Origin of the sequence: Salinactinospora qingdaonensis, from assembly GCF_039539445.1 — a bacterium.
Lineage (GTDB): Bacteria > Actinomycetota > Actinomycetes > Streptosporangiales > Streptosporangiaceae > Salinactinospora > Salinactinospora qingdaonensis.
Map to the genome: position 1 here is coordinate 89,272 of NZ_BAABDD010000017.1, position 14,175 is coordinate 103,446.

6 protein-coding genes are annotated in these 14,175 nt (G+C 66.2%); 5 read left to right on the forward strand and 1 reads right to left on the reverse strand.

Annotated features, from left to right (window positions below; all coding sequences use genetic code 11):
* Window positions 1-717: 717 nt before the first annotated feature.
* The 3 genes from rpoB to ABD848_RS17185 all read left to right on the forward strand — a co-directional run bounded on the left by rpoB (window position 718) and on the right by ABD848_RS17185 (window position 11,762).
* Window positions 718-4,185 (forward strand): DNA-directed RNA polymerase subunit beta, encoded by a 3,468-nt coding sequence (gene rpoB / locus ABD848_RS17175; protein ID WP_344973148.1) that lies wholly within the window; start codon window positions 718-720, stop codon window positions 4,183-4,185.
* Window positions 4,186-4,216: 31 nt separating this feature from the next.
* Entirely contained in the window at window positions 4,217-8,092 is a 3,876-nt protein-coding gene (locus ABD848_RS17180) for a DNA-directed RNA polymerase subunit beta' (RefSeq protein WP_344973150.1), read from the forward strand.
* A 160-nt stretch (window positions 8,093-8,252) separates the two neighbouring features.
* Window positions 8,253-11,762 (forward strand): hypothetical protein, encoded by a 3,510-nt coding sequence (locus ABD848_RS17185; protein ID WP_344973152.1) that lies wholly within the window; start codon window positions 8,253-8,255, stop codon window positions 11,760-11,762.
* A gap of 275 nt (window positions 11,763-12,037) precedes the next feature.
* Here ABD848_RS17185 and ABD848_RS17190 read toward each other — a convergent pair whose 3' ends face one another.
* Window positions 12,038-12,391 carry a hypothetical protein gene (locus ABD848_RS17190; protein ID WP_344973154.1) on the reverse strand — a complete coding sequence of 118 codons (354 nt, stop codon included), beginning with the start codon at window positions 12,389-12,391 and terminating at the stop codon, window positions 12,038-12,040.
* A gap of 222 nt (window positions 12,392-12,613) precedes the next feature.
* On the opposite strand from ABD848_RS17190, the gene ABD848_RS17195 reads away from it, so the two are divergent.
* Both ABD848_RS17195 and ABD848_RS17200 read left to right on the forward strand, forming a co-directional pair.
* Window positions 12,614-13,465: a helix-turn-helix domain-containing protein gene (locus tag ABD848_RS17195; protein ID WP_344973156.1), complete on the forward strand. Its 852-nt coding sequence runs from the start codon at window positions 12,614-12,616 to the stop codon at window positions 13,463-13,465.
* On the forward strand, window positions 13,462-13,668 hold the full coding sequence (locus ABD848_RS17200) for a DUF397 domain-containing protein (protein ID WP_344973158.1): 207 nt from the start codon (window positions 13,462-13,464) through the stop codon (window positions 13,666-13,668). The genes ABD848_RS17195 and ABD848_RS17200 overlap by 4 nt, the downstream gene beginning before the upstream one ends.
* Window positions 13,669-14,175: the final 507 nt, after the last annotated feature.

Sequence of the window (14,175 nt, forward strand, 5' to 3'; positions counted from 1 at the left end):
GTGGCCGGCCGACCTTCGGCGGGGATACATCGGTGTCTTCGCCCGTCCCAAATCGTCCCGGTTGAGGGTGCACAGACAGACAGTTGGATTCGACGTGAGCAGGCGGCCGGGCCGACCGTTTCCCCCTGATCTCCGCCACGCTGGTCTCGCGTCCGTGTCGCGACGTTTCGGGCCTGATCCGGCGCCGCTCCTCGACTGTTTTCTGCCACCGGCGAACGGCCCGCGTCGCCATGGCTCCGGTGGAAGGCAGTCGTCTCCATGTGAACGGCAAGCGAGCTATCTGTCGTTTATGTTGGCAAATGTCCAGAATCGCCGCTGTCGCCGAGGTTCTGGGGAGATTGGGGGAGAACTTCTAGACATTCCCTGCTGTCGACCCGCTCACACCTGTTATGAGCTGTGTGACCTCTCACGGCGGCGCAGGGCAGCTCGTCGGGGCCCTGGGCTTGACGGATCAGCCTGTTCGGGCGATGCTGCCAGGTGTCGTGAATGACTTCGGGGGGCGTGGTTGGACAGCGGTGTAGTATTCGGCTACACTGCCCTTTTGCGCTGCCCTTTGACGATTCCCGTGCCAGAGCACGTACCCTGCGTCCAATTCCTCGGTGATTGGACCCGCCTGTACGTCCTCTACTGAGAACCGCCCCTTGCCCGGCGGTTCTTCGCGTTAGAGTCGTCCGGCGTGCGCGCATCAACCGCCACAAGCCTTCGGAAGGACCCCTGTTGGCAGCCTCGCGCAACGCCTCCGCTAACGCCCTTGGTCCGAACCGCGTCTCTTTTGCCCGCATTCAGGAACCACTCGAGGTCCCCGACCTTCTCGCGCTACAGACCCAGTCGTTCGACTGGCTCCTCGGTAACGAGAAATGGCGTACCCGAGTCGAGGCGGCCCGTAACGCAGGCCGTAAGGACGTTCCGGAGCAGTCTGGTCTCGAAGAGATCTTCGAGGAGATCAGTCCTATTGAGGACTTCTCCGGCACCATGTCGCTCTCGTTCCGCGACCATCGGTTCGAGCCGCCCAAGTACTCCGAAGAGGAGTGCAAGGACAAGGACATGACCTACTCCGCCCCGATGTTCGTCACGGCGGAGTTCATCAACAACGACACCGGCGAGATCAAGAGCCAGACGGTCTTCATGGGCGACTTCCCGCTCATGACCGCCAACGGCACCTTCATCATCAACGGCACCGAGCGTGTCGTGGTGTCGCAGCTTGTCCGCTCGCCCGGCGTGTACTTCGACCACCAGCTCGACAAGACCTCCGACAAGGACATCTATGGTTGCAAGGTGATCCCGTCGCGGGGGGCGTGGCTGGAATTCGAGGTCGACAAGCGCGACTTCGTCGGTGTTCGCATCGACCGTAAGCGCAAGCAGGGCGTCACCGTCCTGCTCAAGGCCCTGGGGTGGACTACCGATCAGATTCTGGAGCGCTTCGGCGGCTACGAATCGATCCGTAACACCCTGGAGAAGGACCCCACGGCAGGCACCGACGACGCGCTGCTCGACATCTACCGCAAGCTGCGTCCGGGCGAGCCGCCCACAAAGGAGTCCGCGCAGACGCTGCTGGAGAACCTTTACTTCAACCCCAAGCGCTACGACCTCGCCAAGGTCGGTCGCTACAAGATCAACAAGAAGCTGGGGCTGGAAGCCGAGTTCACCCAGGGCACGCTGACCGATGATGACATCGTCGCCACCATCGATTACCTCGTGCGGCTGCACGCCGGAGAGGAGGAGTTGGAGCGGCCAGGGGGCACGTTCCCCATCGAGGTCGACGACATCGACCACTTCGGCAACCGGCGGCTGCGCACGGTCGGAGAGCTGATCCAAAACCAGGTCCGGCTGGGCCTGGCGCGCATGGAGCGCGTCGTCCGGGAACGTATGACCACCCAAGACGTCGAGGCCATCACGCCGCAGACGCTGATCAACATCCGGCCGGTCGTCGCCTCCATCCGGGAGTTCTTCGGCACCAGCCAGCTCTCGCAGTTCATGGACCAGACCAACCCGCTGGCCGGACTGACCCACAAGCGGCGGCTGTCCGCGCTGGGTCCCGGTGGGCTGTCCCGTGAGCGCGCGGGCATGGAGGTCCGTGACGTTCACCCCTCCCACTACGGTCGGATGTGCCCGATCGAGACGCCGGAGGGTCCCAACATCGGTCTCATCGGCTCGCTGGCCGCCTACGGTCGGGTCAACTCGTTCGGGTTCGTCGAGACGCCCTACCGCAAGGTCGTCGACGGCAAGCTCAGCGACGAGATCTCCTACCTCACCGCCGACGAAGAGGACCGCTACGTCATCGCTCAGGCCAACACGCCGATCGATAGCGAGGGCAACCTCTCCGACGTCCGGGTCCTGGCCCGGCGCAAGGGCGGTGAGTTCGAGGCCGTCGCGCCCAGCGAGGTCGACTACATGGACATCTCGCCGCGCCAGATGGTCTCGGTGGCCACGGCCATGATCCCGTTCCTCGAACACGACGACGCCAACCGGGCGCTCATGGGGTCCAACATGCAGCGTCAGGCGGTGCCGCTGCTACGCGCCGAGGCTCCGCTGGTGGGCACCGGCATGGAGTACCGCGCGGCCACCGACGCCGGTGACGTCATCGTCACCGAGCAGGCCGGTGTGGTCGAGGACGTCACCGCCGACTACATCACCGTGCTGCACGACGACGGCACCCGCAAGACCCACCGCGTCTCCAAGTTCCGCCGCACCAACCAGGGCACCTGCTTCAACCAGCGCCCGATCGTGGAGGAAGGCCAGCGCGTCGAGGAGCGTCAGGTGCTTGCCGACGGTCCCTCCACCGACGAGGGCGAGATGTCGCTGGGCAAGAACCTCCTCGTGGCCTACATGTCGTGGGAGGGTCACAACTACGAGGACGCCATCGTCCTCTCGCAGCGACTGGTGCAGGACGACGTCATGTCCTCGATCCACATCGAGGAGCACGAAGTCGACGCCCGCGACACCAAGCTCGGCCCCGAGGAGATCACCCGCGAGATCCCCAACGTCAGCGAGGAAGTCCTCTCCGACCTGGACGACCGCGGCATCATCCGTATCGGCGCCGAGGTCATCGACGGCGACATCCTGGTTGGCAAGGTCACGCCCAAGGGTGAGACTGAGCTGACCCCCGAGGAGCGGCTGCTGCGTGCCATCTTCGGCGAGAAGGCACGCGAAGTGCGCGACACCTCGCTCAAGGTGCCGCACGGCGAGTCCGGCAAGGTCATCGGGGTACGGGTGTTCAGCCGTGACGACGGCGACGAGCTTCCGCCTGGCGTCAACGAGCTGGTCCGTGTCTACGTCGCCCAGAAGCGCAAGATCACCGACGGCGACAAGCTCGCCGGTCGGCACGGCAACAAGGGTGTCATCGCCAAGATCCTGCCGCAGGAGGACATGCCGTTCATGGAGGACGGCACGCCGGTCGACATCGTCCTCAACCCGTTGGGTGTTCCCGGCCGTATGAATGTCGGCCAGATCCTGGAGATCCATCTGGGCTGGTTGGCCAAGAGCGGCTGGAAGATCGACGGCAGCGACGAAGGGTGGCAACAGGCGATGGAAGCCATCGGCGCTTCCGACATTCCATCCGACAGCAGGGTCGCCACCCCGGTCTTCGACGGGTTGCGTGGCGACGAGCTCAACGGTCTCCTCGCCTCCAGCCGCCCCAACCAGGACGGCGACCAGATGGTCGACCAGAACGGCAAGGCGGTGCTGTACGACGGCCGTACCGGCGAGCCGTTCCAGGAGCCCATCGCCGTCGGCTACACCTACTTCCTGAAACTGCACCACCTGGTGGACGACAAGATCCACGCCCGCTCCACGGGTCCCTACTCGATGATTACGCAGCAGCCGTTGGGCGGTAAGGCCCAGTTCGGCGGCCAGCGTTTCGGCGAGATGGAGGTCTGGGCGCTGGAGGCCTACGGTGCCGCCTACGCGCTGCAAGAGCTGCTCACGATCAAGTCCGACGATGTGTTGGGTCGCGTCAAGGTCTACGAGGCCATCGTCAAGGGCGAGAACATCCCGGAGCCGGGCATCCCCGAATCGTTCAAGGTGCTCATCAAGGAGATGCAGTCACTGTGCCTGAACGTGGAGGTGCTCTCCAGCGATGGCATGTCCATCGAGATGCGTGACACCGATGAGGACGTTTTCCGCGCCGCGGAAGAACTGGGAATCGACCTGGGACGGCGCGAGCCCAGCAGCGTCGAAGAGGTCTAATTCCGCGATCTGAGAGCAGGGGACGAATCAAGTGCTCGACGTCAACTTCTTCGACGAGCTGCGTATTGGCCTCGCCACGGCCGAAGAGATCCGTCAGTGGTCTCACGGCGAGGTCAAGAAACCCGAAACCATCAACTACCGCACCCTCAAACCGGAGAAGGACGGGCTCTTCTGCGAGAAGATCTTCGGGCCCACACGTGACTGGGAGTGCTACTGCGGCAAGTACAAGCGTGTCCGGTTCAAGGGCATCATCTGTGAGCGCTGCGGTGTGGAGGTCACGCGCGCCAAGGTGCGGCGTGAGCGCATGGGCCACATCGAGCTCGCCGCGCCCGTGACCCACATCTGGTACTTCAAGGGCGTTCCCAGCCGGCTGGGGTACCTGCTCGACCTCGCCCCGAAGGATCTCGAGAAGATCATCTACTTCGCGGCTTACATGGTGACCTGGGTCGACACCGAGGCGCGCGAACGCGACCTCCAGTCGCTGGAGGCGCGCATCTCCGTGGAGCGCCAGCACATGGAGCAGCGCCGCGACTCCTCGATCGAGGAGCGTCACCGCAAGCTTGAGACCGACCTGGCCGAGCTGGAGGAACAGGGCGCCAAGGGCGACGCCCGCCGCAAGGTGCGCGAGAGCGCCGAGCGTGAGATCCGTCAGATCCGCGAGCGCGCCCAGCGCGAGATCGACCGTCTCGACGAGGTGTGGAACCGCTTCAAGGGCCTCAAGGTGCAAGACCTTGAAGGTGACGAGCTGCTCTACCGCGAGATGCGCGACCGCTTCGGCAAGTACTTCCGCGGCGGCATGGGGGCCCAAGCCATCCAGGAGCGCCTGGCCAACTTCGACCTCGACGCCGAGGCCGAGCGGCTGCGCGACATCATCCGCAGCGGCAAGGGCCAGAAGAAGGCGCGCGCGCTGAAGCGGCTCAAAGTCGTCTCGGCGTTCCTCAACACCCGCAACAACCCCAACGGCATGGTCCTGGACTGCATCCCGGTCATTCCGCCGGACCTGCGTCCCATGGTCCAGCTCGACGGGGGCCGGTTCGCCACGTCCGACCTCAACGATCTCTACCGTCGCGTCATCAACCGCAACAACCGCCTCAAGCGGCTGCTGGATCTGGGCGCGCCCGAGATCATCGTCAACAACGAGAAGCGGATGCTTCAGGAGGCCGTCGACGCACTGTTCGACAACGGCCGCCGCGGGCGTCCGGTCACCGGTCCGGGCAACCGGCCGCTGAAGTCGCTGTCGGACATGCTCAAGGGTAAGCAGGGGCGGTTCCGCCAAAACCTGCTCGGTAAGCGCGTCGACTACTCCGGGCGTTCGGTCATCGTCGTCGGTCCGCAGCTCAAGCTGCACCAGTGCGGCCTGCCCAAGCAGATGGCGCTGGAGCTGTTCAAGCCCTTCGTCATGAAGCGTCTGGTCGACCTGAACCACGCCCAGAACATCAAGAGCGCCAAGCGCATGGTGGAGCGGTCGCGTCCCGTCGTGTGGGACGTCCTCGAAGAGGTCATCACCGAACACCCCGTGCTGCTCAACCGCGCTCCGACGCTGCACCGGCTCGGTATTCAAGCCTTCGAGCCGCAACTGGTCGAGGGTAAGGCCATTCAGATCCACCCGCTGGTGTGCACCGCGTTCAACGCCGACTTCGACGGTGACCAGATGGCGGTCCACCTGCCGCTGTCGGCCGAGGCGCAAGCCGAGGCGCGGGTGCTGATGCTGGCCACGAACAACATCCTCAAGCCCTCTGACGGCAAGCCGGTGACCATGCCCACCCAGGACATGATCATCGGGTTGTACTACCTGACCACGCGCAAGGAGGGGACCAAGGGCGAGAACCGGGCGTTCCGCACCCCGGGTGAGGCCATCATGGCCCACGACCTGGGGGAGCTGGACCTGCGTGCGCCCATCAAGCTCTCCCTCAACGGCGACGTTCCGCCGCCGCGCGACTGGGCGGCGCCGGAGGGCTACGAACCTGGCGATCCCTACGTGCTCGAAACCACGCTGGGGCGCTACCTCTTCAACGAGACCACGCCGCAGGACTACCCCTTCGTCAACTACCAGGTTGGCAAGAAGCAGGTGTCGGCGCTGGTCAACGAGTTGGCGGAGAACTACCCGAAGATCCAGGTCGCCACGACCCTCGACGCCTTCAAGGACGCGGGCTACCACTGGGCGACCCGGTCGGGGCTGACCATCGGCATCGGTGACGTCGTCGCCCCGCCCTCCAAGGAGGCCACACTTGAGGGCTACGAGCGTCAGGCCGACAAGATCCAGCGCGAGTACGACCGCGGTCTCATCACCGAAGAGGAGCGCAACCAGGAGCTCACCGAGATCTGGACCAAGGCCACCAACGAGGTTGCCCAGGAGATGGAGGACAACTTCCCCGCCGACAACCCGGTGTGGATGATGGTCAACTCCGGTGCCCGGGGTAACCCGATGCAGGTCCGTCAGATCGCCGGTATCCGTGGTCTGGTCTCCAACACCAAGGGTGAGACGATCCCGCGTCCCATTAAGTCCTCCTACCGCGAGGGCCTCTCGGTGCTGGAGTACTTCATCTCCACCCACGGACAGCGCAAGGGTCTGGCCGACACCGCGCTGCGTACCGCCGACTCCGGATACCTCACCCGGCGACTGGTCGACGTCGCCCAGGACGTCATCGTCCGGGAGGTCGACTGCCAGACTGACCGTTCGCTGTGGCACGAGGTCGGTGAGGAACGCCCCGACGGCAGCATCGTGCGCAAGCACAACGTCGAGAACACCGGCTTCGGCCGCACGCTGGCCGAGGACGTCGTGGTCGACGGCAAGGTGATCGTCCCGGCACTCACCGACACCACCGAAGCCGTCATCGACAAGCTGGTCGCCGCCGGTGTCACTCGAGTCCGGGTGCGCAGCTCGCTGACCTGCGAGGCCAAGATCGGTGTGTGCAGCACCTGCTACGGTCGCTCGCTGGCCACCGGCAAGCCGGTCGACGTCGGTGAGGCCATCGGCATCATCGCCGCCCAGTCCATCGGTGAACCGGGTACCCAGTTGACCATGCGGACCTTCCACATGGGTGGTTCGGCCGGTCAGGACATCACCCACGGTCTGCCCCGTGTTCAGGAGCTGTTCGAGGCCCGCATCCCCAAGGGTGTGGCTCCCATCAGCGAGGTCGACGGCCGTATCCGCATCGAGGAGACCGAGAAGAGCCGCAAGATCGTGCTCATGCCCGACGACGGCTCCGACGAGATCTCCTACCCGGTGCCCATGCGTGCCCGGCTGCTGGTCAACGAGGGCGACCACGTCAAGGTCGGCCAGCAGCTCATCCAGGGTGCTATTAACCCGCACGAGGTGTTGCGTATCCAGGGGCCGCGCGCGGTCCAGCAACACCTGGTCGCGGAGGTGCAGGAGGTCTACAAGTCGCAGGGTGTCTCGATTCACGACAAGCACATCGAGATCATCGTGCGCCAGATGCTCAAGCGCGTGAACATCCTGGAATCCGGCGACACCGAGCTGCTGCCTGGCGAGATGGTGGAGCGTCCCAAGTTCGAGGGCCTCAACCGACAGGTGGTGGCCGAAGGTGGCCACCCGGCTTCCGGTCGCCCGGTGCTCCTTGGGATCACCAAGGCGTCGCTGGCCACGGAGTCGTGGCTGTCGGCGGCCTCCTTCCAGGAGACCACTCGGGTGCTCACCGAGAACGCCATCCACGGCAAGAGCGATCCGCTACTTGGCCTCAAGGAGAACGTCATCATCGGTAAACTCATCCCGGCCGGTACCGGTATGCCGCAGTACCGCAACGTCCGGGTTGAGCCAACCGAGGAAGCCAAGGCGTCGATGTACTCGGTTACCTCTTACGAGGAGCCCAGCGAGTACACCTTCGGGCAGGGCTCCGGCGAGGCGGTCCCGCTGGAAGAGTACGATTTCGGTCCCTACAACAGGTGACCCCTTCCAAGGGCAACCGGTGAGATCGATTGATTGATCTGGCGACGGCGGTAGCCCACCCGGCAGCGGGTGGTGCTGCCGCCGTTCGTTGTCGTTCGTCGGCATGCTTGGATGGCGACGGATTACCAAGCGCGTACGCGCGGTCGGGAGATCGGACACAGTGACGGAATATGGGGGAGGCCGGCACGGTTCGCCGGCGGAGGGTGACGAGTCCTCAAACCAGTATCCGGGGTCATGGTTCACGCCCAGCAGCGATCGGCACCGCAGACAGGCGCAATACCAGACCCCCCACGAGGAGTCGGGTGAGGCGCACGAGGGCCGCGACAGCTCACCAGGGGCGTGGCCGGACACAACGGAGCGAGGGCGCCAGTGGCCCTACGACCCGGCGCTGCCCCCCGAGGGAACAAGCGGACCCTACCCCGCGCACTCCAGCTACCCGGGCTACACCAAAAGCACCGGCGGCTACGGGACGTTGGGCGCTGCCCCGGGCATGGCCGAGCCGTACCCTTCAGCATTGGAGGGGCTAGGCTCGCCCGCGCCGCCCCCCACAGGGGAGGGAGCCGGCTCCAGCGGCGCGGGCGGCAGCGAGACGGCGGCCGGCATGCCGCCGGAACCCGCGCAATGGCACACCGGGGCGGGCCCTCCCACCGGCGGGAGCGGCGACGGCCACGGGGAACCAGAGCGGTCGCCCCACGCTGAACCGTTCCCAACCTCGCGCGAGACCTTCGACGAAGCGGAGCGCGCCCAACCGGATGAGCCGGTCACGGCGCCGTTCAGCGCCACCGGTGGGGCCAGAGCAGGCGACGCCGACCGCTCCCGGGGGGCTGACACGCCCCAGGAAGGGCAGACTCCCACGGAGGGCGGCGGTATCGATCCGCACAGCGTCTACCGCTTCCCTACCGGCGGGCAGGGCGCCGCTGCCACGGGCGGCGGTGATGAGTCTGCCGGCAGCCACCGTGACGCCACCGGCGCGTCCCCGTCCCCGGCCGCTGACGCCTCCCAGACGTTTCCCGCGGCAGGGCGGGGCGAGTCGACCACCGACTGGCGCGCGGGGCTGGGCGACTCCGGTGGTCCTGACGCGCAACGGCAGCCATCGCGCGACTCGCCTCTCCGCTCGGGCCGCGACGTCTCCGGCCTAGGGGAAGGCCGCGATGAGGGGGCCGCCGACTCCCGAACCGAATCTGGGCAGGCCGGCAGCGGGGCCGAACGGCTGTGGCGCGACGACCATTCCCCCGCCACTGCCGTCCCCTCGGACTGGTTGGCTACACAGCAACCCGCTGCTGACGACACCGCCGGATGGCGGGAATCCGCCACAGGCGAGGGCAGCGGCCCGGGCCGCCGCAGCGATCGTGCCCCTGGCCTCGCCGCGGAGGCGAGTGACCGGTCGTCGACTCTGCTGGGCGAGAGCGGCCCGCACAACGCAGCGACCGAGGCGCCCGAGGCGTGGCGCGAGCGCTCCGGCTCACCCTCCTCGCGGCCGGGCGCCGAGCCGACCGATCCGCGCTACACCCCTGGCCCTCCACGTCCCGAGGACCCCCTCTCCGGCGGTGCTCCCGAGCGGAGCCGGGAACCGGGGTGGCCCTCGCGTGGCAGCGGCGACGCGGGCGGTACCTCTCACGTGGGGCCGGCCCCAGCCGGCTACGGCTCTGACCGCTTCGACGAGCTCGGGGAGCTGCCCCGCGACGTGAATCCTTCGGTCAGCCCGCCGGGAGTCGAGGGGCCGGGTTCGGATGAGTTGGGGCCGTTGGGGCGGTTCGATCCGTCGTTGAGCGAGTCTTCGCGCGCGGGTGCGCGTTTCGATGAGCTGGGCGAGTTGCCCCGTGATGAGGAGCGTCGGGAACACACGGGTCCTGCCTCCGCCCCCCGTTTCGACGAGTTGGGCGAGTTGCCCCACGAGGACGCATGGCGCGGCACTGAGCGCCCCGAGGCCCCGGAGCCGACCGAGCGCAGCGACGAGCCGCGCAACGGTGACAAGCCTTCCGGCGCGCACGGTTTCGCTACTTCGTCGGGTTCGGATGAGTTGGGGCCGTTGGGGCGGTTCGATCCGTCGTTGAGCGAGTCTTCGCGCGCGGGTGCGCGTTTCGATGAGCTGGGCGAGTTGCCCCGTGATGAGGAGCGTCGGGAACACACGGGTCCTGCCTCCGCCCCCCGTTTCGACGAGTTGGGCGAGTTGCCCCACGACGGCGAGCGCCGCGAGCGCACCGCCCCGGACTCGGCGCCGCAGTTCGACGAGTTGGGGCAGGTGCCGCGCGAGGAGGAGCGTCGCGACTCTTCCCTTGACGTCTCGTCCTACGACATCGATTCCGAGTCCCCCACAGCCGCTCCCGGTATCCCCTCCGACCTGCGCGGTGACGGGGGAGCCTCCGACTTCAGCGCCTTCTACAGCGGATCGTCTGAGACCGCCGAGGACCGTGGCCACCGCGGGGCCGAGGAACCGGGCGAGGCCATGGCCGGCGATGGCGGCACGGGCAGCGGTAACACGTGGGCCTTTGGCCGCAACGATCCTCGACTGCCCGACTACCTGCGTACCGGCGGCGGTGAGGATGCGCCCAAGCGGCGCGACGGCTCGCCCGAGCACACAACGCAGTTCGTTCGCCGGGACGGGGAGGGCTCCGGCGGAGACAAGGACGAGCATACCGAGACGCCCCTCGGCATGGACTCTGTCGTACCGCCCTCCAACGATCCGCTGGGCGCCATCGCCGCCCAGCAGGCCCGCGGTCGCGGCGCTGAGCAACCTGTCGAGGAGCCAGACGAGCTGGATCGGCCCGTCGACACCGGAGCGGCCGATCGTGGGCAGGGTGATACGGGACAGCAGGCCACTGTCGACGAGTTGGGCGACCCGAGCCAGTGGCGCCACGAGCCCCGCCGCTCCGACCCGGGGGAGGGCACCAGGGAGATGCCCCAGGTCAGTAGCTATGCCGATCTCGCTCCGGAATCTTCCTCGGGCGAGTCGGATAGCGGCGAGTTCGGCGGAGATCACGGTTCGGGCTATGTGCCCGAGGCTCCCGCAGCCGGCTACGGCGACACCGGACCCGACTACGGGGCGTTCTACGCCTCCGGCTCTGCCGAAGCGGACGCCCCGACCGGCGCCGGTGCCGCCGATAGCGGGGAGTGGCGTGGCGACCTTGGCGCGTCGGCGGGGGAGACGACGGCGGCATGGACGCCCGACTTCGACTATGACGACTACGGTGCTTCCGAGCGTGGCCCTGACGCGCCTGCTGAGTACGGTTACGCCGATGACCAGTACCGGCCCGACTACGGGCCGGACCGCTACGACGAGCGGGCCGAGCCGGCGTCATCGGCTTCCCGGGGGCGCCGTTCCCGTTCCGGGCGCGACCGGATCACCGAGGAGTTCCCCGGTTTCCAGGACGAGGGGGCACCCGACGACGAATACCCCGGCTACGACGTCGTTGAGGGCTGGCCCGAAACAGAGCGGCTGGCCACGGCCACCCTGTGGCTGGGGATCGCGGGCTTGATCCCGGGCATCGGCCTGATCACCTCGATTGTGGCGCTGGTGCTGGCGCCGCGGGCACGGCGCAACATCCGCCGTTCTCAAGGCGAGTTGGAGGGGTTGACCCAGGTCAAGGCCGGTGTCGTCATGGCTTGGATCGGTATCGCCCTGTTTGTGGTGGGTCTGGCGGTCGGCGGCGGCATGGTGGTCGGCGGGTAGGGGGCGCAGCGCCGGGTGACTGGGCGAATTTTCCCGATCAACCGGCGAGAGTCACCACAACCGCGCGGTCTGCTCGGTTTGCCAAGGGCGCAGCCCCGGCTTCGGTAGCGGCGAGGGAGTCACCCCATTTCCAGCCGGTAAGTAGCGCATCCAACGTTTTGTGGCGGGGGCTGGCTCGATTTCGAGATCCGAGCCAGCCCCCGCCGTCGTGTGTGCGGGCCGTATCGGGGGAGAGGCCACATTGCGGGCTGCGCTGCTCGCGGTGGCCGTGCCGGTTAGTTCTGACTGTCGACGGTGAGTAGAGCGGCCATAGTCGAGGCCAACCGGGAAGCGGAGGTGCCTTCGGGGGCGGCGCCGGTGAGGCTCCATTCGGCGCTGCGGTCGTCGTAGAGGTCGAGTTCGACGGTGTGTCCGGTGGTGGGTGAGGTGATCTCCAGCCGGGTGGGGTCACCCTCGTCGGGGGTGCGTATCCACAGCCCCAGCGCCCGCAGCAGCGTCGCCACAGTCTCGCTGTAGCGGGTCAACTGCTCTTCGGAGAGCAGTTCAGGCGCTTCACTATCGATTGAGGTGTCGATGCCTTCCCACTCGTGGTAGACAGACGACACGGGAAGTGTGCGGACATCGGTCACGATGGTCCCCTTTCCTCACGGCATCGCCCGGGGCGCCGCGCAGCGCTAACTCACGTCAGCGCCCCGGGCGATGCCTCCTCCTGGCCTTGGAGTGATCCCTCTATCGCCCTATCTCAGTCACTCCTAGTGAGATATCGGTGGCGTACTGCTAGAGTGGCAGTTGCTGCTCAGCTGTGCAAGATTTCCGTAGATATTTCTAGGAAGATTTTTTGGAGTGGCCCGATGGCGGCTAAGACAAAGGTGACACTTCGGGCGCAGTGGCTCGGCAAGATGCTCAAAGAGCTGCGTGAAGACGCGGGGCTGACCTTGAGGGAGCCAGCGGACCACATCCGGCGTAGCACCTCGACTCTCAGCCGGTATGAATCCGGCACTCTGCCGATCACCCAGGGTGAGGTGACCGAGCTGATGAACCTCTACGGCGTAGAAGAGAAAAGCCAACGTACGGCGATGCTCCAACTCGCCGACGAGATCACCAAAACCGGCTGGTGGGACAGGTACTCCAAGGACATTTCGCGTACTACTGACTACGTATGGTTGGAGAGTCGTTCCCAGCACGTCCGAGTCTTCAGTCCCTTGGTAGTCCCTGGTCTGCTGCAAACACCCCAATACGCTGAAACAGTCATCAAGACGGCAGACCCAGATGCTTCAAAGCAGCAGATCGAGCGGTGGGTCTCAGCTCGGATGACCAGGCAGCGGGTCATTGAAGGAGAAAACCCGACTGCTTTGTCGGTCATCTTGGAGGAAGCGGTTCTTCGATGCCCTACAGGAGGACCGGCCATTATGGCCGAACAGGTGCGCCACCTGTGCGTGATGGCCGAACGACCCAATATCGAGCTTCGCGTCCTTCCTTTTGATTCAGGCGCTTATCCCAACCCCGGCGGCGAGTTCACGCTGTTCAAGCTGGCCGATCCCTTCCCTGAAGTGGTCCACGTTGACAGTGTCGCCGGGGTGATCTTCCTGGAACGCGAGGATGCTGCGCGACTGGCAGCCTTGTACGGTCGTTTGGAAGGGCACTGTCTTAGCGTGGCTGATTCCGCCGCGATGGTCATGGCCCTGGAAAAGGAGCTCTCATGAGACACGCTAGCTTCAACTGGAAAACCAGTAGCTACAGTCCCAGCCGTAACGGCGACTGCGTTGAGGCTGGGGCGAGCCTTGATGGCACCTTCCAATACGCCGTACGCGACTCCAAAAACCGAGGTGGGACGGCGCTGTTGTTCTCCTCGGTGGAGTGGGCGGCGTTCGTGCGAGGCATCAAGGCGGGAGATTTCCCGAGCTGACAGAGGCTGCCGTGAGCCGTCTCAACGTCGCCCGGCACATCAGCACCTACAGCCGCAACGGCGGCGGCCAGGGCCTCGAAGCCGCCCTCTGCCGTTGCGCTCTTCCCGTCTCGCCGTGCGCGATTCCCCCATCGCGCGCAGACTCCGCCGGCGACACTGGCCGAGGAAAGCTAGCCTGCCGTCATCCTTCCCACCGATCTCGCCAATAGCCGACTCCGTTCGGGAGCTACTCTGACTCCAAGAGCAACCTGTTCGCCCAGGTTACGGCTTTTGAACAAGACGGGCCGGTCACCGGAACACCCAAGCAGGCCGCCGAACTCCTACGTTGCCCTGTCCCGGTAGGTACCCGCGCCCGCTCTGGTATGAGCTGCGGTGCTCGCGGCCGATAGCAGTACGGCGCGGCGGCCTTTGGGCCGCCGCGCCGTGGCTGTGGGGGTGTGGGTTAGAAGGTCACCGTGCGCTACAGGAGACCGAGGGCCAGGTCCAGTTGCCGTTGTGTTGGATGGT

What these genes read in the sequence shown, in the direction of transcription:
- ABD848_RS17200 (WP_344973158.1), top strand. Translation starts at nt 13,462, where the DNA reads ATGAGACACGCTAGCTTCAACTGGAAAACCAGTAGCTACAGTCCCAGC.
- ABD848_RS17195 (WP_344973156.1), top strand. Translation starts at nt 12,614, where the DNA reads ATGGCGGCTAAGACAAAGGTGACACTTCGGGCGCAGTGGCTCGGCAAG.